The organism is Pseudomonas sp. FW300-N2F2, from assembly GCF_017351655.1.
GTDB lineage: Bacteria > Pseudomonadota > Gammaproteobacteria > Pseudomonadales > Pseudomonadaceae > Aquipseudomonas > Aquipseudomonas fluorescens_AA.
Genome location: NZ_JACNDQ010000002.1, coordinates 937,813 through 960,397 on the forward strand (window position 1 = coordinate 937,813; position 22,585 = coordinate 960,397).

Consider the following 22,585-nt stretch of genomic DNA (forward strand, 5'->3'; position numbering starts at 1 on the left):
GATGACGGTGTCACATCCAACACCTATGCAAGCTGACACACCGCTATCGCGAGCAAGCTCGCTCCCACAGTTTGATCTGCGGCACTACCTCTGTGGGAGCGAGCCTGCTCGCGATGAGGCCGGCAGCTTCAACCTGAATATTCCTGGAAAACCGGTATTTGTGAAATTGAACAATAATGCCCGGTGTCTTTTGTGCGGTGGACCGGCGTCACGGCTGCGGTCAACTGGCAGCATGCTGTGCATCGGAACCGGAGAATAATATGAAAATAATCATCGCCCCCGACTCGTTCAAGGACAGCCTCAGCGCCCAGGGCGTCGCCGATGCCATTGCCCAGGGGCTGGCCCAGGTCTGGCCGGATGCCCAGTTGGTCAAGTGCCCAATGGCCGACGGCGGCGAGGGGACGGTGGAGTCTGTGCTGGCCGCCTGCAACGGCGAGTGGCGTCACACCTGGGTCCGCGGTCCCCTGGGCACTTCCGTCGAGTCTCGCTGGGGCTGGTTGGCCGACAGCCGCACTGCGATCATCGAGATGGCCGAGGCCAGTGGCTTGCAGCTCGTGCCACCGGAACAGCGCGATGCCTGTTCCAGCAGCACCTACGGCACCGGCGAGTTGATCCGTGCCGCCTTGGACGAAGGGGCCGGGCGGGTGATCCTGGCCATCGGCGGCAGTGCCACCAACGATGGCGGTGCCGGCGCGATGCAGGCCCTGGGCGTGGCGCTGCTGGATGAACACGAGCAACCCCTGGTGCCCGGTGGCCAAGCCCTGGCGCACCTTTCACGCATCGACCTGGGCGACCTGGACCCGCGCTTGGCCCAGGTCAGTTTCGAGATCGCCGCCGATGTCGATAACCCGTTGTGCGGGCCCCATGGCGCTTCTGCGGTCTTCGGGCCACAGAAGGGCGCCTCCGCCCAGCAGGTGCAGGACCTGGACCGGGCCCTGGGGCATTTCGCCGACCATTGTGCCCAGGCGCTGGGCCGGGATGTACGCGACGAACCGGGCAGCGGTGCCGCTGGCGGCCTGGGTTTCGCGGCCAAGGCATTCCTGGGGGCGCAGTTCCGGACCGGCGTGGACGTCGTCGCCCAATTGACCGGGCTGGCCGAGGCGGTCAGCGGTGCCGACCTGGTGATCACCGGCGAAGGCCGTTTCGACGCCCAGACCCTGCGCGGCAAGACCCCCTTCGGCGTGGCCCGCATCGCCCGCCAGCAGGGCGTACCGGTGGTGGTCATTGCCGGCACGCTGGGGGAGGGCTACCAGGCGCTGTACGAACACGGTATCGACGCCGCCTTCGCCCTGGCCAACGGGCCGATGACCTTGCAGCAAGCCTGCGTCGACGCCCCGCGCCTGCTGAGCGAGCGCGCCCAGGACATCGCCCGGCTGTGGCGGGTGGCGCGCCGATAAAGCCGGTCGCGCATACACCTGTGGCGAGGGAACAAGCTCTCTCGCCACGGAAGCCTCGTGAAATATTTTTTTACATTCCCCTGCAAAAAGCCTGGAGCCCGGCCGATAACCACTCAGGCGTACACACAATTATTCCAACCCGTACGCTGGCGGCATGGATGCTCGACCCCATCACAACGAGGTCTTCCCATGTCTCTACGCAGCTTGAACATCGCTCCCCGGGCTTTTCTGGGCTTCACCGTCATCGCGTTGCTCGTCGTTATCCTCGGCGTATTCGCCGCCAATCGCATGTCAGTCATCCGCCAGGCTTCGCTGGACATGGAGCAGACCCAAGTGCCCAGCGTCGGCTACCTGGCCAATGTCTTGGAAAGCGTGTTGCGCATGCGCATTCTTTCGTTCCGGATCCTGGTCAACCGCGACCCGGCCAGTCTGGCAGAGGCCGAGGGCCGCATCGGTGTACTGGTGGAAAAACTGAACAAGGCCAATAGCAGCTACGCCGCGTTGCCGGCCTCGCCGCAAGAGGCTGAGCTGTACAAAATCTTTTCGGCGACTCTCGACAAATATCTGCAAGCCCAGAAAGAAATGCTCGAGTTGTCGCGCCAGAACAAGACTGACGAACTGCGTACCCACATCAATACGCGGATCAAGGAAGGCACCGATCTGATGGGCGAGCAGCTCAATAAGCTCATTGCCCTCAACATAGCCAGTGCCGGTGAGGCATCGGCCCTGGCCGGCGAGCATTACAACAGCGCCATCACCGGCATCATCGTCGTTTCGCTCATTGCCGCGCTGGCCACGGTCGTGTTGGCCTTGCTGCTGACCCGCAGCATCGTCGCGCCACTCAACCGGGCATTGGAGGCCGCCCGGATCATTGCCAGTGGCAACCTGGTCCAGGTCATCGCGGTTGATGGCAAGGATGAACCCGGTCGCTTGCTCCAGGCCTTGGCCGCGATGCAAGGCAGCCTGCGCCAGACCATCGAGCAGATCGCCGGCTCCGCCAGCCAATTGGGAGCGGCGGCCGAAGAACTGAGCGCGGTCACCCAGGAATCCTCCCGCGGCCTGCAACAGCAGCACAATGAAATCGAACAGGCCGCCACTGCCGTCAACGAGATGACCGCCGCCGTCGAGGAGGTCGCCCGCAACGCGGTGTCCACTTCCGAAGCTTCGAACCAGTCGACCCAGGCGGCCCAGGAGGGGCGCTCGCGGGTGGTGGAAACCGTCGATGCGATCCAGACCATGACCCACGACGTGCAAGCCACCGCTTCGATGATAGAAGGCCTGGCGGTCCAGGGCCGGGACATTGGCAAGGTACTGGACGTGATCCGCGCCATCGCCGAACAGACCAACCTGCTGGCGCTGAACGCGGCCATCGAAGCCGCCCGTGCCGGAGAAGCCGGACGCGGCTTCGCGGTGGTGGCCGATGAAGTCCGGGCCCTGGCCCATCGCACTGCCCAATCGACCCAGGAAATCGAAAAAATGGTCGCCGGTATCCAGAACGGTACCGGCCAGGCCGTGCAATCGATGCAGCAGAGCAACCAGCGCACCCAAAGCACCCTGGAGATGGCCCGGGCCGCTGGCGTGGCCCTGGAGCAGATCACCCAGTCGATCCACCAGATCAACGAACGCAACCTGGTGATCGCCAGCGCCTCGGAAGAACAGGCCCAGGTCTCCCGCGAAGTGGACCGCAACCTGGTGAACATCCGCGACCTGGCTACGCAATCGGCCAGCGGCGCGAAACAGACCAGCGACGCCACTCATGAACTGTCGCGCCTGGCGGTGGGTTTGAATGCGATGGTGGCGCGGTTTGTGATTTGAGATAGGGTTGAGGCTGGATTCCGCGCAACCAGGAGACGTACATGCGCTTTTCAGCCTTGACCCAACGCATCACCGGTGACGGTGCCGCTGCCTGGGATATTCACGACCGGGCGCTGGCCATGCGCGAACAGGGCATGGACGTGTTGCTGTTGTCGGTGGGCGACCCGGACTTTGACACGCCACGGGCCATCGTCGATGCGGCGGTGGGCAGCCTGCGGGCTGGCGACACTCATTATTCGGACATCCGCGGCCTGCACACCCTGCGTTCCAGCATTGCCCGGCGTCACCGCCTGCGCTGCGGCCAAGGCGTAGGCGCCGAACATGTGGTTGTGCTGCCGGGGGCGCAATGCGCGGTGTACGCGGTCGCGCAATGCCTGCTCAACGCAGGCGACGAAGTCATCGTTGCTGAGCCGATGTATGTCACCTACGAAGCGGTGTTCGGTGCCTGCGGGGCAAAAGTGGTGCCGGTGGCGGTCCGCCCGGAGAACGGTTTTCGGGTCGAACCGGCGGACGTTGCCCGTCTTGTGACCCCGCGTACTCGGGCGATGCTGCTCAACAGCCCGAACAACCCGTCCGGCGCCAGCCTGCCGATGTCCACCTGGCAAGCCTTGGCACGGTTGTGCATCGAACATGACCTGTGGCTGATCAGTGACGAGGTCTACAGCGACCTGATCTACGAAGGCGAACACATCAGCCCGGCCAGCCTGCCGGGCATGGCCGAGCGCACCGCGACGATCAACAGCCTGTCCAAATCCCACGCCATGACCGGCTGGCGCATCGGTTGGGTCATCGGGCCGCAGGCGTTGGCCGGGCACTTGGCGAACCTGTCGCTGTGCATGCTGTTCGGCTTGCCGGATTTCGTGCAACGCGCCGCCCAAGTCGCGCTGGAGCAGGCTCTGCCTGAGGTGGCGCAGATGCACGAGGAATATCGCCAGCGCCGCGACCTGGTCTGCGCCATGCTCGATGACTGCCCGGGCCTCAAGCCGGTGCGGCCCGATGGCGGGATGTTCGTGATGGTCGATGTGCGCCAGACCGGCCTCGACGCCCAGGCATTTGCCGAGCGGCTGTTGGATGGGTATGGCGTGTCGGTACTGGCTGGCGAGGCGTTCGGGCCGAGTGCGGCGGGGCATATTCGGATCGGGTTGGTGGTCGATCAGGTGAAACTGGCGGAGGCGTGTAGGCGGATTGCCTCGTGTGCCGGTCAGTCTTTGCAAATGCGCTGAAGTTTCACAGCGCTCAACACGCGCATTCTTAGCGTAATCAAAAAGTGTCCCTGATCCAGAAAGGGTGATGTTCGCGTGCAAGGCGCTTTCATTTACCGAGCTTGGATCTTGCCGTTCGCTGCTTACCAGGGCGACGAACGGTATCCGCACCTGTCAACTCTGACAGTATTCAATCGATTGGATAGAGAGTCGAATAGATTCACTTGGGTTCTGCTGTAGACCCGACGTGAACTACGCATCATTGAATGCGGTGCAAATAATCTCAATCATCGCGAGTTTGGAGTGGCAAGTGAGCGAATCGAAAGAGGGCAAAGACTCGGGTGAAGGAGAAAGGCCTCTGATAAGGAAAAGAAGCCCGATATTGGCTGATCTGGAGAAACTATCGATTCCCTTGGTTATTGACGACAGCGACCCGGAAGGACTGCTTCCCACGGGCTCGCAGAATCAACCATTACCGGTTTGGGTGCCTGAGCGATGGCCAGAGTTTGCGATTGCCGGTGAAGAAGACATTGTCGAACTGTACTGGGAGCGTCCCAACAATAGGACTGGCGTGCCCGTTCAAACAGTTACACTTCCTGGCCCCATTACAGAGGATATGTTTCCCTATCCACTTGAAGTACCGAGAAACGCTCTTCAACCCGATGGTCGTTTCGAGGTCTGGTACGAAGTTGTCATTCCTAACGGTTCGGGGGCGCCATCTGAACATCGATTCGTGACGATTGATAGCCAGCCGCCCAGTTACGATAAACAACTTGAGGCATTACTGTTTCCCAGTAATTTGCCGGGGAACGTGATCACCGAAGAGTATCTTGCGAACAACAATGACAAGGTCGAGTTTCGCCTGCCGTTGCCCCTTTATACCGGTGCGGCGGATCGTGATGTGCTGGAGTTGTTCTGGTCGCCAACAAATCCACCCACCGAGACTTTTGTCACAACGAAGACGATTCTCCAGGCAGAGATCGATGCCGGCGACATTCGTGTGGATTTGAAGGGCGACGACATTCGTGCGCCGAACCAGAACGGTACGTTCCATGCCTTTTATAAAATTCGGGATCGCGCCGGAAACGAAACGCTGACCTATTCCAAGCCCGCCACCGGGACCGTTTCACTCATACCTTGGCCCAGCCGGCTCCCGCCGCCCACCGTGCCGTTGCACGACGATGATAACCTCGTGCACCGGGCCGATGCGCGGGCGCAGGTGGAGGCGATCGTTAATAATATTCCCCCCCCCTTGCAACCCGATGATCAGATCGAACTGGTGTGGGGTGGGGTTGCGCTGCCCCCGCGTGACGCTGTGCTTCCGTTGAACATACCGGTGCCATGGGCTGTATTGATCGCCAATGGGCCAGGACCCGCGGTCGTCAAGGTGGGGTACAACTTCATCCGTAGTGGTGGTTCGCGTCCCTCGGAAGAGGCCGATATCAACATCGATTTCACGGTCGCGGGGCAAGACCATTCCAACGCACCGGCGTTGCTCAACCCGCTTTTACCACTCATCGATATTGTCGGCGGTTCCGGCGTGCCCAATGTGCTGCTGCCCAGTGACCGTACTTTTCCGGTCATCCCGAAGCTGAAACTGTATGAGGCGCCCAATCCGGGGGAGGTGCTTGAACTCTATTGGGGTCAATACAGCGGAGCCGTCGCCACTTATACCGTGCAGACAGGGGATGTCGAAGGTGCGGAAGTTTCGTTCTCCGCTGTACCTTGGGACGTGATTGATACAGAACCCAATAACGCGCGATTGCCGGTTTATTACACAACCAGTAACGGGGTGAATGAACAGCAATCGGAAAATACGTATGTGCGGGTTCAGGTCACCACTATCGATGATTTACCTGCCCCGGTTTTTGAAGATGCCGATGGCTTTGGTTATATCGGTTGCGAAGATAAACCGTGGGAGGGAATTAGGGTCCGCATCAAATTCGACAGCGGTCATTTTGCAACAGGCGACCAGATCCTGGTGTTCTGGCAAGGCTATCGAGCATTCAATTCCACCGATCCCATTGCGGAAACCTACGGCGAATTTCCGCAAGAGATAAAACCTGAGCATATGCGTGACGGTTTTGTCGACGTCTGGATCCTGCCCTTCGATCCTTACATAAAACTGGTGTCGCGAGGATCGTGGGGCGCCTATTACACACTGACCAAAGCGGATGGACAGTTTGGCAGGTCTCCGGCACCCGAAAATTTGAAGATCGTTGAAACCGTTTCGGAAGAACAATGTGCCGCCGCAAGGCGTGGGGATTGAAAGTCTGCGAGCTGTTTAATGTCGGGCTCGTTGGGAAAGGAAATGGGTAGTCAGTATTTTAGCTATTCATGGATATATCTAACTGATATCTACCGGAGCTGAAAAAATGAATGACCAGAAAAAGATCGCGCTAACCTCTGCCGAGGCTCGTCAGGCTTATGTGAATTGGTATTTAAACGAGAGGGCCGAGCAACTGGCGGATCCCTTGGAGCCGATAATTATTCCAGACTATTTTCCAGGGTATCCCGAATACACAAACTATGTACCACGGGCGCTGCAGGAAACCGATCTTGCACTAAAAGTCGAGGAATGGCCAGAGCCTGCCCAAACAGGCGAGACAGACATACTCAGGATTTACGTCAGACGCCAAGGGAGCACAGATTGGGGAGAGCCTTCGGATGAACATGATATTCCCGGGCCATTTGCTCCCGGTGACTTTCCATATGATACCACCGTGACCGCTTCCGCTTTTGCAGACGAAGGGACTTACGAGTTGAAGTACACTGTAGAGATTGCCTCGGGGGATATTTCGGACTCTGATATAGCGGAATTCGTTATCGATAAGACCCCGCCAAATGATAATCAAGCATCCACCCTCCCTTTGGAATTCAGAGATCAGGTCGCTAAAGACAGCGGGTTGACCAGGGCCTATCTGGATAGTGTCAGTGGGACAGGCGTACCTTTGATCGTGCCTGCTTACACAGGTCAACGTAATCAGGACGCCATCGAGGTTTACATCCTGTTGGAGGAAGACATTGTTCCGCACAAAGTATTCGATGATGTGATTCCTAACGATCGGATAGTTTGGATCCCGGTTGTATTCTTGACGGGCAAGGAAGATGGTTTAATTGCTTTCAAATTTAAACTGAAGGATATCGTGGGTAATGTCGGTCCAGATTCGGTACCTCTAGAAACTCATTTGCTGCTCCTCCCCCTACCTGTTGCGCCGTTCCGACCCCTGAGAGTGCCACTGGCCGAAGACGCCAAGACATTGATTGATCTGGCCGATGTTCGAACGGGCGTCCGGGCCCTGGTGCCGCTCTATACAAACCCCGCAAAGAATGATCGTATTTACCTGACGTGGGGCACACATACGGCTAGTATTCCTCACAAGGTCGGAGTTAATCCAACAAATCCCATCATCATCGATGTAAGCGATACTGAACTGATCGTACCGGATTATGGTGCCGCGACTGGCGAAAAACCGACGGCAGTTACTTATCAGATAAGACGAGGCCAACTCACGTACGATGCTGACAGTGCGCTGAACATCAAAGTCGATTTATCCCAGGTCATCGACCCTAGCATTCTGCCAATGGTGGTTGTCCAGGGAGGTGGGTCAGCGCCGGAAGATAACAAGTTGTTGCTGAGCGACGTTGGATTTAATGCAACGGCGACTTTCCAGGTACCTCCGGGCCTGACCGGTGTTGACTGGGCAAGGCTGTACTGGGGCGATCTACCCGATTACGTCGCTGAAGTATCCCCCGTGCCGACTACTGTAGGCGCTGATGTCGTATTCGATGTGCCTTGGAGTGAGATCGTGAAGGTGCCGGGTATTGTCATTGATGTGTGGTATGAGGTCGGCATAACCGGTGATAACAATCCTTCCCCTTCTCGTCCTACGGAAGTGAATGTCGAGGAAGCCGTGCCGATCAGGCTGGCTGAACCGGAGTTTCCTGATGCCAGATTTGTCGGGACCGTTTGGTGGATCAATTGCTCGTCCTGGCTCGGTACAGACGCTAACTTGCGGTTGCATATTCCACCAAATCCAAGGCTGTCGGCAGGTCAGCAAATGGACATTACCGTACAAGGATATTCCGATTTTCCACCTGTCACGCCAGTGGGAACGCCTTGGACAAAGACCATTCCTTCACTAACCACGTCACAAGTGGAGGATGGCTTTATAGAGACGGTTGGGCCCAGGACCACTCATTTTGACGATCTGCTAGGCCGAAGGGGGGCGTTGAAAGTCGACTACTCAGTGGTGGTCGGCACGACTACATTGTCCGGCACGCTTTCGATACGTGCCGCTTCGAAGGACGCGGCTGGTTTGTGTCCAATAAACCCTTGATATTCCTTCGGTCCTAAAAAATGTGAGGAAGCGGAAAGGAAAAACACAGCTTTTTTCTTTCCGTTTATTTATTCAAGCGATCGAGAAGTTCCTGTTGATGTATGTTTATGGGATTTTTCCTGTTTGTATTTGGGATTTTTCCTACATGCCGTAGGTGGTTATTTGAGTATCCTGCGGCCGCCTTGCACTTTGATTGCCGCTGAGTCTTGAAGAAGTGCACGTTCACTCTTACTTCAGGTTCATCACTATGTATTCCTCGAATTCCACACGATTGCTGTTGTCCGGTATGGCTCCGGTGTCTTGTTCCCTTGTCTTGTCGATGTTGGTAAGCACGTCGGTGCAGGCCGACCTGGTAGAAAATGGCGAAGTCAGGGACGTTGCTCCTGGCACCCCGAGTGATCGCTACCAGGTCATTCAGGAGTCCACGCTCAATGTGAACGGCGCCAGCATATTGGATGTTATTTCAAATAACTCCGCAATTAATGTCCGCCCCGGTAGTACGACCCAGCAGATATGGGCAAGTAACGGTTCGCGAGTGACACTTGATGGTGCCACGGTGACTGGCGCGAGTACCGGAAGCATCGCTGGCGTGCGACTGGAAGCCAGTCAAGGAACGATCAACGACAGCAGCGTGACCAATGCCAACGGGATTGGCCTGCATTTGTTGCAAAGCCTCGGTGTGGGATCGTCGGCGACGGTCTCCGACAGCGTTATCAGAGGATCGGAAGGCGGAGCCTTTGCTTCGGCGTTGAGCACGCTGGATATCCGCAACTCGCATATCGAAGGTACTGGCGCCGATAGCTACGGCGTCAGGTTGTTCAGTGCCGATGCGACATTTACCAACAGCACGATTATCGGTGGCTTGAATGGACTCGATCTGCGGGGCAATCGGCCACTTCCCCGTGAAAGCAATGTATTGCTCGATGGCACGACCGTCGAAGGAAAAAACGGTGCAGCCATCCGTGTCGTGCCTGCCGGTGCCGCCTCCACGGCGATCAACATCAATCTGACCAATGGCTCGAATCTCATCGCGGGCAATGGCAATTTGCTTGAGGCTGTCGACGGTGTCACGGCGAACATGAATGTGAGCAATAGCGGCGCTGTCGTGCTCAAAGGCAATGTCGATGTCTCCGGAAACAGCACCGTCAATCTGGGGTTCGATCAGGGCCGCATGGAAGGGGATTTCATTGTCGAGTCCGGAAGTACCGGCACCCTGAGGCTCGCCAACGGTTCGCTCTTCAAAGGTAACCTGACCAACGTTTCCGGCGTAACCATCAACAGCGGTTCTGACTGGGAAATGGCGGGCGACAATACGGTTGGCGCCTTGGCCATGAGCGGGGGAAGGGTGGTCTTTGGCGGTGCTGATGAGTTCTATCGGTTGAATGTGGGCACCCTGACGGGCGAGGGAACCTTCAAGATGGATGTCGACTGGGCCACCAATCAACACGATGTGCTCAATGTCACCGGCGTTGCCAGCGGGAATCACGCGTTGCTGGTGAACGGTTCCGGCGTCGATCCCACGTCTGCACAGGCGCTGACCCTGGTGCAGACGGCGGCGGGCGACGCTACCTTTGGCTTGGCCGGCGATCAGGTGGATGTCGGGACCTACTCGTATAAATTGGTTTCCGCGGCGAATGGTTCAGGGGGGACCGATTGGTTCCTCGATCCTGAGACAGCGACGGTCAGCCCCGGTACCCGTACGGTCATGGCCCTGTTCAATACCGCTCCGACAGTCTGGCTGGGTGAGCTGTACAGCCTGCGCAGCCGCATGGGTGAGTTGCGTTTCAACGGAGGCAAAGCGGGGGCGTGGGGCCGTACCTATGGCAACAAGTACAATGTGGATGCGGCTTCCGGCACCGGTTACAAGCAGACTCAGCAAGGCTTCTCCCTGGGGGCCGACGCACCGCTGCCCGTGGGCGATGGACAATGGCTCGTCGGCGCGATGGCGGGCCACAGCAACTCTGATCTGGATTTGAGCCGCGGCAGTTCAGGCACTGTGAAAAGTTACTACGTGGGGGCTTATACGACGTGGTTGGACGCGGACACCGGCTACTACTTCGACGGTGTGCTCAAGCTGAACAGCTTTCATAATGAAGCGAAAGTCTCGATGAGTGACAGCAGCCGTGCCAAGGGCTCCTACAACACCACAGGCCTGGGCGGCTCGGTGGAGTTCGGACGACATATCAAGCTGGACAACGACTATTTCATCGAACCCTATACCCAGTTCTCCGCGGTGGTGATTCAGGGCCAGGATTACGGTTTGGATAATGGTATGCAGGCCGAAGGCGACCGCACCCATTCTTTCCTCGGCAAGGTCGGCATGACCGGCGGACGTAATTTTACGCTGGACGACGGTACCGTGCTGCAGCCCTATGTCCGGCTGGCGATGGCCCATGAGTTTGCCAAGAACAACGAAGTGCAAGTCAATAACAACGTATTCAATAACGATCTTTCGGGGTCGCGCGGTGAGCTCGGCGCGGGTGTAGCTGCGCAGCTCAGCGAGCGTCTGCAACTGCATGCCGATTTCGATTATGCCAATGGCAAGCATATCGAAATGCCGTTCGGCGCGAATGTGGGGCTGCGTTACAGCTGGTAAACCCTGGACCCGACTGGAAACCACCCAAAGAACCCTGCCGCAGTGCAGGGTTCTTTGCGTTTGAAGCCGCTCACCTTACCGCCCGATGCCCAGGCCCGTGCCGATCGGGTTCAGGTCCCATAACCCCCATGTCGCACCGTTGGACATGGTCAGCGCATACATATACACCGGCGGCAGTGGAAACTTGACGCTGCTGGACCAGGTGTAGGCGCCCCCCCAAGGCCAGCGTCCCCGGTAGGCGGCGCTGATTGTATTCAACGTACCGAGGTCTGGAACGCTCAAGCCCCGTGAAGCGGCGACGTTGCGAATCGTCTGGTAATGCCCGCCTCCGAGGTTGTGACACAGCCAGACGCCTGTCACCGTAACGCTGTAGCTTTTTGCCTGCGCTGGGGTGGACGAATCGGTCACGGTGATGGTCGTGCTGCCATTGCGGCGAACGGTTACCAGCCCGGATTGATCGACCACGGCGGCTGCCTGGTTACTGGAACTGTACCAATAGGGTGGTGTGCCGCCGCTGGCAATATGGCGTACCGAGGTGCCGGCGCCGAAGTTGGGCAGCGCGGCGCTCCCGACGAGCATGTAGGCCGCTCCACTCAAGGTGACGGGGCTTTGATTGAAGTTCAACGGTGGCGTTGGCGCGCGTACGGTAAAGGTTCGCGGCTGTGAAATGGGCACGTTGTCGCCGTACAAGGCTTTGGCGGTCAGGCTGTAGTTTCCAGGGCTTACCGCTAACTGTGGCAGGTGCCAGATACCTCCGGCATCGGCTGTGATTTCCGGGGCTGTCGTCGTGGTGCCCAGTATCTGCACGACTTGATAGGCACTGGCATTACCGCTCAAGGCCACCCGATTGTCGGTGGTGGTGGCGCCATTATTGAGTTCGCCGCGGGAGTCTCGAACGCTGCTGATAATCGGATTGACAACACCAGTCACCGTGAATGACCGCGGTGCGGAGGGCGGGACGCCTATGCCATAAAGCGCTTCGACCACCACGCTATAACGCTGCAGGGCCAAGGCGCTGAAGGTGGTGCTCCAAGCACCGTTTCCATCAGTCGGCTCTTCTGGAGCCGGCGTTGAAACCCCCGTGATTTTTACATTTTGTCTGGGATTGGCCTGGCCCTTCACCGTGACTTGCCGATTAGCGGTGTAGCCTTCATGGGCAATCTCACGCCAGACGTCACTGATGCTGGTAATGGTAGGGGCGTTGGCGGCTTCTACGGAAAAAGTACGGGGTGATGAAACAAAGCCGCTGCCGTCCAGGGCGTGGGCGGTGAGCCGGTAAGATTTTACGCTTAGCGAGGCCATGATATGCGACCAGGCCCCGTCGATGTCTACCGGCACGATCGCTCCTGGAGCGTCGCGGTCATAGAGCTGGATACTGGAGTCGGGTGTCGCCGTGCCCCTCAATGTCACGCGGTTGTCGAGGGTGTTTTCTCCTTCACCCACTTCGCCCCAGGAGTCCCTGACGCTGGTGATCTCTGGAACGACCCAGTCATGATGCGTCTTGAAGGTGTAGCGGGTCAGGGGAAAGGTAAGCGCATAGATCTCTTCTGTTTCGGCGCTGAAGCCCACCTTGCATACCACGGTTAACGGTGTGTTGTGGCCGAGTCGTTCCAGCTCGGTTCGCAACGCCACTTCGCTCAGGCCATTGGCGACCTGGTTGTCGTTCAGTTCATGGCTGTCCAGCAATGCAATGGAATAGGGCATTCCCATCCCAGTGTTGCCCTCGAGCCGAAACCAGATGCGTTGTTTGGCGGCGATGAATGGCCATTTTCCAAGGATGACGTTGGCGTTTCCGTTGAAGGTTGCCAGGTTCAGCACCAACGTCGTGTCGTTTGCCTGGGTAATCCGTGGCTTGGGCAACTGCTGTTCCGGATCCTGGAAGGCCAATACTTTCAGCGCCAGGGTGTCGGAAGGAAAGACGAAGCCTTTGTGCGTCACCTCATAACCGAGCATCACGTTACGGTTGATATTGGCTCCGACCACCGAGGCCGGGACGTTGAAAAGAACGCGGCCGGTGGTACTGCCGGGCAACTCCAGATCATCGGATGTACCCGCTCCGGGGGTACCCAGCCAATTCAAATGAACCCTGTGCGGCTGATCCATGCTTGCGTATCGCACCTCTACCGTGGCGCCGGCGAGTGCATTCATCGGATCGAGCTCATCTGCGGGCAAGGCTTCGATTACCACTGGCACGGGCAGTTCGCCCAACAGGTCGCCGATGACCAGCTCAAGCAAGCCCGAGTAGCGATACCGGCCGGTGAGTTTTTCCAGGACGACATAACGAATCCGGACGATGTCGCTGATGTTCGGTTCGATGTACTTGCGCAGGATCGTAAAGTCCAGTTCCTTGCCGGCGCTGGCTTGGGATATCGGTACCCAGTCGCTGGTGCTGCCATCTCCCGGGTTGCCATGCCAGTAGTAGGTGAGAATGTCGCCTTGGGCGGTGCCGAGGTAACCGATACGCAGTGTCACGCTGCCGGTATGAATGTCTGGATCCAGTTTGTCATCAGGCGCTTCAACGACCCGGGGCGCAGGGAGTTCGGCACGGATGACCTGGACCAAGGCATCGAGGATGTCGGACTCCCTGACGTCGTACACGATTGCGTCGTCGTTGGAGACCCAGTAGCTCAGTTTCAGGCTGCCTCCCCGCAGGACCTCGATGTGCTCACCGGGGACGAACATCACAATGTCCGTGCCGACTTCATTGTTGCTGACAATGTGCTCGTCTTCATGCAGGTATGGGCCTGCGTTGTTGGCCTTTTCACCCAACCAGACCAATTTGAGATGGTCGCCATCCTTCATTCCCGGATAAGCATGGATGATCGCTGTGGCGAAAGGCTGGTCCGGTTCGAGTATGTCCCCAACCAGTTCTCTAAGTGTCGGCGCGGGCAGGGTGGATAGCTGCCCCTCGACGCTGGCAAAGGCGTGTCTGGACGACAGGGGAGGATCACCGTTGGCTTTTTCCAGGGTATAGAAGGTGTCGCCAGATCCGCCCGCCAGGGCACGGATTTCAGCGTTGGGAATCTCGAACTCATAGACGGCGGGCAGGTTGTCGATGATCTTGGATTGACGGTTTTCCAAGGGCAGGCCGATCACTGGCGTACCGATCCAGTTCATGTGCAATGTGTCGTTCAGGGCAAAATCGGGTGCGGACGCGAAAATCTGGATCGTCACGGGCTGTTTGCCCAGGGTCGGCAAATCGATAACCCCGTTGGAAGCTTCCTTGATAATGGGCGCGGACAGTCGCGCGGCGCCGGCGTCTACTGACACATAAGTGCGCAGGGAATATTTTTCGGCATAGTTCCAAACCAGATCGAACACCATGTAGTGCACCAGCAGTCGGGCGCTGTCTCCGCCAGCCAGGATGGTGTGCTGGTCGATCCTGATGAAGATCGAGTCGGTCGTAGCCGCCTCTTGCGGGGTTATCTCGCGATATACAAAAGCACTACCCCAGGCCAACTGAATGGTGTCGTGGGCCGCACGACCGGGATAGTGCATGATCTCAAGGTCGAAACCGTCCTTTGCGGAGCCGGCGTCCACCCCGTTATCGATCACATCCTGAGGGGGCAGCGGAGCCTTTAGCTCCGAATGGCCGGGGTTGTGAGGTTCTCTATCCTTGCCGCCCGGTCGATCCAGCTTGATTCGCAAGCGCCAGGGTGTCGAGCCGTCGCTGGGCGCGGTTTCGCCTACGCGGGTCAGCTTGAAGTGGAAGTTCTCGCCCCAGGTGGGGACGATTTTTTCGTGTGCCAGCGGCAAAAACAGACGCTTGTTAAGCCCTCCGACGGGGACAGTCTCCTGGGCGATGATTTCATCGTTCAGGTAGACATCGACATGGTCGCCCTCCTTCTGATCGTTCCAAGGGTCGATGACACAGAGTGCGTCCTTGGGAGGGTCTTCGGTCTGGGGCGGGATGGCGAGGTCGAAGACAATGCTGCGGTTGATTCCGAAGTCAGCATCGGCTACCGGACTGGTCCAACCTGCAATGAACAATCCCCTGAGTTCCAGCGGTGCTTGGGAAGGGGCCAGGGGAGGAAGCAGCCAGGGCATGAACCGGGTCATGAGGAGTGTCCATTGAGAGGGGGGCTGAACCCTAATCTGCTAGTCGGTCGGGGATTTGCCAACTGTCAGGATTGACAGGTTGAGTCGCCGTTGGTCGGTTATGACCTTGTTCAGCGGCCACGCTCCTGCGGCTACTGTCAGCTCTGACAGTAGCCGTGCATCGATTCCAGGCATTGAATAAACCCGGACCTTATCCGACCGGGACCCTGCCATGGACACTGCCGACAACACCCCCCTGGAATATGACGCGCTGGAGATTCCCGACGGCGGCCCGGCGCATCCGCCGGCTCCAGCCGACAGCGTCGGCATCAACATCGCCGCTGCCAGGCTTGTCTTCCCCCACGACGGGTTACGGTTGCGTCTACCGCCCTGGGGGGACCGCATGGGGCGGGGGGATGCCTTCCGGATCAAGTTGAACAATATCCCCGTGGTGACGGGCTCTATCGACGAAGAGACTGAAGTGGGCCAGTGGGTTGAGCGGTATATCCCAGTCGGCGGGCTGGTCGATGGCGACTTCAACCTGAACTACGACGTGCGAATACTCGGGGAGCCCGGCTACACGTCCTCAGCGGTGACGAAGATCCACGTCAAGATCGATTTTGCCCCGCCCGGTGGCCAGGATCTGGACGGTGCAACGCCCGGTCACTCCGAACTGAGACTGACGATCCCCACCGAGTTCCTGCCACCCGGCTTCGTGGACCAGGAAGCCGCCGAGCAAGGTGTCCCGGTGACCATCGAGCCTTATCCGATCATGGCCGAAGGGGATCGGATCAAGCTGTTCTGGGGCGGCCAACCTGTTTGGGGCACTGTGGAACCACAGCACCTGCCACCGCAGAGTGCGCCGCTGATCATCACCGTCGATGAAGCCACCATCCGCGCTGCCTTGGACACCGATGACAACGGCCTGGCGGTGGTCTTTGAAGTCTACGACGTGGTGGACAACAAATCCGAAGACTTCAGTGCCGAAGTGCGGGTGATCGTGAAGACCGACAACTCGCGCCTGGACGCGCCGCTGATCAAGGAACTCGTCAATCTGGTGCTGGACGTGGACCAGCTCGGCGAGGCGGACCTGACCTTTCAGATCATCGCGGTAGGCGACTCCTTCAAGGTGGGCGATGAAGTCGAGATGCATTTGACGGGCACCACGGCAGAGGGTGAAAAGATCGACGAAGTCATCTATGTGCCCGAGAGAATCCTCAGCGTCCCGAGTATCCTCGAGTTCAAACGCCCCAGCGCCGAGGTGCGACCGTTGGCGGGTGGTCCTCATGCGGCGTTTTTCTTTCGGCTGATCAAGGCCGATGGCAGTGATGACCGGGTCTCCAAAATACTCTCCCCGCGAATCGTGGGCCGGGCCAACCCCCTGGCGGCACCGATCCCCCTGGACGAGATCGCCGGCACCCTCGATCCACAACTGCCCAGCACCACCATCGAGATCCCGCTGGACCCGGCCATGGAAGAGGGCAACGCCATTGCCTTGGTCTGGAACGGCACCACCGAAACCGGCAGCGCTTATACGCCGGACTTGCCCCTGCATCCCCTCAGCCAGAATGAAGCGGAGGGCACTGTCCCGATCGAAATCGTCGTGGCCGGCGATCATGTCACCGCCATTGAAGGCGGCACGCTCGATCTGTACTACAAGCTGCTGCGCGATGCGGTGAGTCGTGAAGTCATCGAAGATGAATCCCTGCACGCCGACCCGCTGAGGATCGGCACGCCCCTGGCCGAATTGCCCGTGCCGGTGGTGGAGGGCGAGAGCGACGGTGTGCTGGACCCGGCGGACAAACCGGATGGCACGCGCCTGATCGTTCGCCAATACGGCGGGCAAAAGGCTGGTGACCGGGTGCATATCCTGTGGTGGGGGTCGAACACCGGGCGGTATCGGGACTCGATTCGGGTCACTGAAATCACCGAGACCCAAAACATCCCGTTCACCATCGGTGCCGCGTTGATCGAGGGCAACCGGGATGGCACGGTGCGGGCGATGTATTGGGTTCGACGCCATGAGGGCAGGACCAGTCCGTCAGAAATCTTGCAGATGAGGATTGGTGCGGGGATGGAGTTGACTGCGCCCAGCGTCAAGCAGGCCACCGGCAACTCACCGACCCAGCAACTGAACCCGGTGACGGCCAAGGATGCCTTGACCGTGGTGATTCCGGATTACGGTATCCAGCCCGGAGATAAGGTCAGCGTGACCTGGGCCGGCACTGCAGGCGCGGGTTCTTACACCACGCTGGTAGGCGATTTGCCTGCCAGCCGAGAGATCGATCTTCCGGTCAGCGTGCTCGCCTATAACCTGGCGCGATCGGTGACGGTGACCTACACGGTGACCCGTGACGGCCGCGAAGAGCCGCCGTCAGCGCCCCTGACGCTGGCGGTGCAGGCAATGCCCGAGTCCAGTCTGGCAATGCCGCTGATTCGCGAAGCGGCACAGGGCGGCATTGGCACTGAACTGGATCTGAATTCCATCAGTGCCGATGCCACTTGCCGGATCATTGTCTGGCCGTTGATTGCCCCGGATCAGGATGTGTGGCTGCGCCTCAAAGGCACCAAGGCCGACGGGACCGTTCCCTATGACCTGAATATCTGGACACCGCCGCCACGTGGTCCAAGGACCAGCCCAGTCTGGATCTCCCAAGGGCTTTATGACGTCCCGGTCGAGTATAGCTACCTGAAGGAACTGAAGGACGGCAGCACTTTGACGGTGCAGTTCAAGGCGGATTTGAGTCAGACCACCACCGAGGCCAATGCGCTGGCCTTTCCGTTGCGCACTTATACGGTCAAAACCTTCGAACTGATCAGACCGACCATCGACTCCGTCAAGGACCCGCATCAGGCGCCAATCACCAACGGTGGGTATACCGTCGAAACCAGCGTCACCCTGAGCGGCAGGGCGACAAAGGGCCAGAAGGTGGAAGTTCACGAAGGCGACGACTTGAAGGGCACCGCCGATGTCAACGGCGATGGTGTCTGGAGCCTGACAGTCAGCGGGCTTAGCGTGGCGCCGCACATTTTCACCGCGAAGGCGCTCTATGGTAATAATCCAACATCCGATGCCTGGAGGATTAATGTGGTTGCCGTCGCGCAGCCGACGATCACGGCGGTCAAGGATCCCAACAATGCCGACATCGCCAACGGCGGTTATACCCTCGCCACCAGCGTCACTTTGCACGGTCGGGCTTCCCTGGGCATGCAAGTACAGATCTTAGACGACGGCACCGACCCGAAGGGCATCGCCGATGTCGATGGCTATGGTGATTGGAGCTTGCCGCTGAGCGGACTCGCCGAGGGCCCTCACAGCTTCACCGCCAAGGGCATCTATGGCACTGGGCCGGTGTCATTGCCATGGCGTTTTACGATTGTTCGAGAACTCTTTATCGACTTCGAGGACGTTGCGTTAAGACCCATCCCGGTGGGTACATCGCTAGAGTTACCGGGACGCGCCACGATCACTACTGTCAATGCGGGATACCCGGGTCCTGTGGAAATTAAAAGCCTTAGTCTGGGGCCCGAGATCGTAAACCAAGCCTTGCGCATTGACGGCGAAGGGGGGCAGGTCAGAATCGATTTGGTGAGGCCAGCGAGCTTTTTCCGTGTCGGACACTATAGTTTTGGTCTTGAGTCTTTGATCACGCTATACGATGAGCTGGACGTGCAGATCGTGAGCTTCTTTTCCCCTGATCCACTTGATATCAGTGGAAAACGTTGGGTTGAATACACGGCCCCAAGGCCCTTCAAACGCATTGATTTAAAGCATGTACGCGGTGAAACATATTTCGATAATTTTACCTTGAGATGATCTCGCGCCGAAATGATCGACCGGTAGAAAGGTGTGCCTACTGTCAACTCTGACAGTAGGCACACTTTCCTTTCAGGCATTGAATAAACCCAGACCTCCTCCGACTGGGACCTTGCCATGGACACTGCCGACAACACCCCCCTGGTATATGACGAGCTGGAGATTCCCGACGGCAACCCGGCGCATCCGCCGGTTCCCGCCGGTAGCGTCGGCATCAACATCGCCGCTGCCATGCTGGTCTTTCCCCACAAGGGGTTACGGCTGCTTCTACCGCCCTGGGGGGACAGCATGGGACGGGGGGATGCCTACAGGATCAACTTGAACAATATCCCCGTGTTGACGGGCTCTATCAATGAAGAGACCGAGGTGGGTCAGTGGGTCGAGCGGTATATCCCGGTAGGCGGGCTGAACGATGGCGACTTCAACCTGAACTATGACGTGAAAATACTCGGGGAACCCGACTACAGACCTTCAGCGGTGACGAAGATCCACGTCAAGATCACCAACGCTCCGCCCGGTGGCAAGGATCAGGATGGTGATACGCCCGGTCACTCGGAACTGCGACTGACGATCCCCACCGACTACCTGCCACCCGGCTTCGTGGACCAGGACGCCGCCCGGCAAGGTGTCCAAGTGACCATCGAGCCTTACCCGATCATGGTCGAAGGGGATCGGATCAAGCTGTCTTGGGGCGGTGAAATTCTTTGGGCGACTGTAGAGCCGCAGCATCTGCCGCCGCAGAGTACGCCGTTGATCATTACCGTCGATGAAGCCACCATTCTCAAGGCCGGGGACACCGATACCAATGGGCTGGCGGTGGTCTTTGAAGTCTACGACGTGGTGGACAACAAATCCGAAGACTGGAGTGCCGAAGTACGGGTGATCGTGGACACCGGTAACTCGCGCCTGGAGGCGCCGCTGATCAAGGAAACGATCAATCTGGTGCTGGACGTGGACCAGCTCGGCGAGGCGGACCTGACCTTTCAGATCATCGCGGTGGGCGACTCCTTCAAGGTGGACGATGAAGTCGAGATGCATTTGACGGGCACCACGGCGGAGGGGGAAAAGATCGAAGAAGTCATCTTCGCGTCGGAAAAAATTCTCAGCGTCCCGAGTATCCTCGAATTCAAACGCCCCAGCGCCGAGGTACGGCAGCTGGCCGGCGGTCCCCATGCGGCTTTTTTCTATCGGCTGATCAAGGCCGATGGCAGTGATGACCTGGTCTCCAAGATCTTTTCCCCGCGGATCGTGGGCCGGGCCAACCCCCTGGCGGCACCGATCCCGCTGGACGAGATCGCCGGCACCCTCGATCCACAACTGCCCAGCACGACCATCGAAATCCCGCTGGACCCGGCCATGGAAGAGGGCAATGCCATTGCCTTGATCTGGAACGGTGTCACCGAGACCGGCAGCGCTTATACACCGGACTTGCCCCTGCATCCCCTCAGCCAGAACGAAGCAGAGGGCACTGTCCCGATTGAAATCGTCGTGGCCGGTGAGCACCTCACTGCCATTAATGGGGGCACGCTCGACCTGTACTACAAGCTGCTGCGCGATGTGGTGAGCCGGGAAGTGCTTGAGGAGGAATCGCTGCACGCCGACCCGCTCAGTATCGGCACTCCCGTGGCCGAATTACCTGTGCCGGTGGTCGAGGGCGAGAGCGATGGCGTACTGGACCCGGCGGATAAACCGGACGGCACGCGCCTGATCGTCCGCCAATACAGCGGGCAAAAGGCCGGCGACCGGGTGCATATCTTGTGGTGGGGGACGAACACCGGGCGGTATCGGGACTCGATTCGGGTCACTGAAATTACCGAGAATCAAAACATCCCGTTCACCATCGGCGCTCCGTTGATCGAGGGCAATCGGGATGGCTCGGTGCGGGCGATGTACTGGATTCGGCGGATCGGAGGTGGGACTTCTGCATCAGAGACCTTGCACATCACCATCGGCGTGCAGGCAATACCGACTCTCGATAACGTCAAGGACGCCAACGGCGCCGAAATTCCGGAGGGCACAGAAACGGTCACGACGACCGTTTCTGTGAACGGAACGGCCAGCAAGGGGCGTGATGTCGAGATCTACGATGGCAGCGGCTCAGGTGCGGTATTGAAAGGCACCGCAACAGCCGACTCCGTGACGGGGATCTGGTCGCTCGCGAACATCGCGGTTGCTGAAGGAGGGCATCGTTTTTATGCCAAGGCACTTTACAACACTGGAGGTACACCCTATTCCAATGTACGGTTATTCACGGTGGGAGTGGCCATGACGCCAACCATCGCCTCGGTGAAGGATCCGCAGAACGAGATTCCCAACGGCACCACGACCACCGCGACGACCGTAATCCTCAGTGGCAAGGCGTCGAACAACCAGGAGGTCGAGATTTTCGACAACGGCACCACCTCGAAGGGCACCGCGTCGTCCAACGCCAGCGGCGATTGGGACAAGGAGATCAGCGGACTTGCCATCGGCGGCCACAGCTTCACCGCAAAAGGTCTCTATGGTACCGAACCTGTCTCGGCCGCACGTACCCTGACGGTGACCGCCATCGTGACGCCAACGATCACGAATGTGAAAACAGCTACGGGCACGGAAGTGCCTGACGGCAGCGTAACTGACCAGGTCAATGTCACGCTGTTCGGCAAGGCCTCGGTCAACCAGAAGATTGAAATCTTCGACAGCGGTACCTCAAAAGGGCTTGCCAACGTCAACCGCGATGGTGACTGGAGCCAGCACCAGAACGGGATGGCAGAGGGTTTCCACAGCTTTACCGCCAAGGGCATCTATGGACCTGAGCCGGTGTCATGGGCACGCAGCTTTACGATTATTCGCGAAGTCTTTATCGACTTCGAGGACGTTCCACTAGGCGTCATCCCGGTGGGTTCATCGCTAGAGTTGCCAGGGCGCGCCACGATCACTGCTATAAAAGAGGGGTACCCGGGGCCTGTGGAAATCAGAAACTTTACTCAAGCGCCCGAGATCGTAAATCACGCCCTCCACATTGGCGGCGAAGGGGGAAAGGTCCGAATCGATTTGGAGAGGGCTGCGAGCTTTTTCCGTGTCGGCCACTATCACTATGCGCTTCAGTCTGTGGTCTGGTTGTACGATGAGCAGGATGTGCAGATCGTTAGCTTCTTGGTCCCTGATCCACTTGAAACGGGTGGAAAACGTTGGGTTGAATACACGGCACCAAGGCCCTTCAAACGCATTGATTTAATGCATGGACGCGGTGAAGCCCATTTCGATAATTTTACGTTGAGATGATCCCGCGCCGAATGAACAAGTGGTAGAAAGGTGCGCCTACTGTCAACTCTGACAGTAGGCACTTTCCCCTTTCAGGCATTGAATAAACCCAGACCTCATCCGACTGGGACCCTGCC

Annotated in this window: 9 protein-coding genes and 1 pseudogene; 9 read left to right on the forward strand and 1 reads right to left on the reverse strand. The window is 58.6% G+C overall.

The window, feature by feature from the left end; all coding sequences use genetic code 11:
• Window positions 1-260: 260 nt before the first annotated feature.
• From J4E63_RS18935 to J4E63_RS18960, 7 genes and pseudogenes are all read left to right on the forward strand, one after another.
• Entirely contained in the window at window positions 261-1,397 is a 1,137-nt protein-coding gene (locus J4E63_RS18935) for a glycerate kinase (protein ID WP_207282956.1), read from the forward strand.
• 189 nt (window positions 1,398-1,586) lie between these two features.
• Window positions 1,587-2,357: pseudogene (locus tag J4E63_RS31320) on the forward strand (MCP four helix bundle domain-containing protein); the annotation flags it as partial.
• Complete coding sequence (locus tag J4E63_RS31325; RefSeq protein WP_371919228.1) at window positions 2,349-3,212, forward strand: methyl-accepting chemotaxis protein; 864 nt, start codon at window positions 2,349-2,351, stop codon at window positions 3,210-3,212. The pseudogene J4E63_RS31320 and the gene J4E63_RS31325, both read left to right, overlap by 9 nt.
• A 41-nt stretch (window positions 3,213-3,253) precedes the next feature.
• A complete protein-coding gene (locus J4E63_RS18945; protein WP_207282958.1) occupies window positions 3,254-4,435 on the forward strand; it encodes a pyridoxal phosphate-dependent aminotransferase in 1,182 nt (393 codons plus the stop codon).
• Between the two features lie 289 nt (window positions 4,436-4,724).
• Entirely contained in the window at window positions 4,725-6,683 is a 1,959-nt protein-coding gene (locus tag J4E63_RS18950; RefSeq protein WP_207282959.1) for a hypothetical protein, read from the forward strand.
• A gap of 106 nt (window positions 6,684-6,789) precedes the next feature.
• Window positions 6,790-8,754 (forward strand): hypothetical protein, encoded by a 1,965-nt coding sequence (locus tag J4E63_RS18955; protein ID WP_207282960.1) that lies wholly within the window; start codon window positions 6,790-6,792, stop codon window positions 8,752-8,754.
• Window positions 8,755-9,001: 247 nt separating this feature from the next.
• Window positions 9,002-11,350, forward strand: a complete 2,349-nt coding sequence (locus tag J4E63_RS18960; protein WP_207282961.1) for an autotransporter outer membrane beta-barrel domain-containing protein — start codon at window positions 9,002-9,004, stop codon at window positions 11,348-11,350.
• 75 nt (window positions 11,351-11,425) lie between these two features.
• On the opposite strand, the gene J4E63_RS18965 is transcribed toward J4E63_RS18960, so the two are convergent.
• A complete protein-coding gene (locus J4E63_RS18965; RefSeq protein ID WP_207282962.1) occupies window positions 11,426-15,409 on the reverse strand; it encodes an Ig-like domain-containing protein in 3,984 nt (1,327 codons plus the stop codon).
• 211 nt (window positions 15,410-15,620) lie between these two features.
• Here J4E63_RS18965 and J4E63_RS18970 point away from each other — a divergent pair, with 211 nt between their 5' ends.
• Both J4E63_RS18970 and J4E63_RS18975 read left to right on the forward strand, forming a co-directional pair.
• Complete coding sequence (locus tag J4E63_RS18970) at window positions 15,621-19,205, forward strand: hypothetical protein (RefSeq protein WP_207282963.1); 3,585 nt, start codon at window positions 15,621-15,623, stop codon at window positions 19,203-19,205.
• 117 nt (window positions 19,206-19,322) lie between these two features.
• Entirely contained in the window at window positions 19,323-22,469 is a 3,147-nt protein-coding gene (locus tag J4E63_RS18975; RefSeq protein WP_207282964.1) for a hypothetical protein, read from the forward strand.
• The last annotated feature ends 116 nt before the right edge of the window (window positions 22,470-22,585 follow it).

What these genes read in the sequence shown, in the direction of transcription:
- J4E63_RS18935 (WP_207282956.1), top strand. Translation starts at nt 261, where the DNA reads ATGAAAATAATCATCGCCCCCGACTCGTTCAAGGACAGCCTCAGCGCC.
- J4E63_RS31325 (WP_371919228.1), top strand. Translation starts at nt 2,349, where the DNA reads ATGCAAGGCAGCCTGCGCCAGACCATCGAGCAGATCGCCGGCTCCGCC.
- J4E63_RS18945 (WP_207282958.1), top strand. Translation starts at nt 3,254, where the DNA reads ATGCGCTTTTCAGCCTTGACCCAACGCATCACCGGTGACGGTGCCGCT.
- J4E63_RS18955 (WP_207282960.1), top strand. Translation starts at nt 6,790, where the DNA reads ATGAATGACCAGAAAAAGATCGCGCTAACCTCTGCCGAGGCTCGTCAG.
- J4E63_RS18960 (WP_207282961.1), top strand. Translation starts at nt 9,002, where the DNA reads ATGTATTCCTCGAATTCCACACGATTGCTGTTGTCCGGTATGGCTCCG.
- J4E63_RS18965 (WP_207282962.1), bottom strand. Translation starts at nt 15,409, where the DNA reads ATGACCCGGTTCATGCCCTGGCTGCTTCCTCCCCTGGCCCCTTCCCAA.
- J4E63_RS18970 (WP_207282963.1), top strand. Translation starts at nt 15,621, where the DNA reads ATGGACACTGCCGACAACACCCCCCTGGAATATGACGCGCTGGAGATT.
- J4E63_RS18975 (WP_207282964.1), top strand. Translation starts at nt 19,323, where the DNA reads ATGGACACTGCCGACAACACCCCCCTGGTATATGACGAGCTGGAGATT.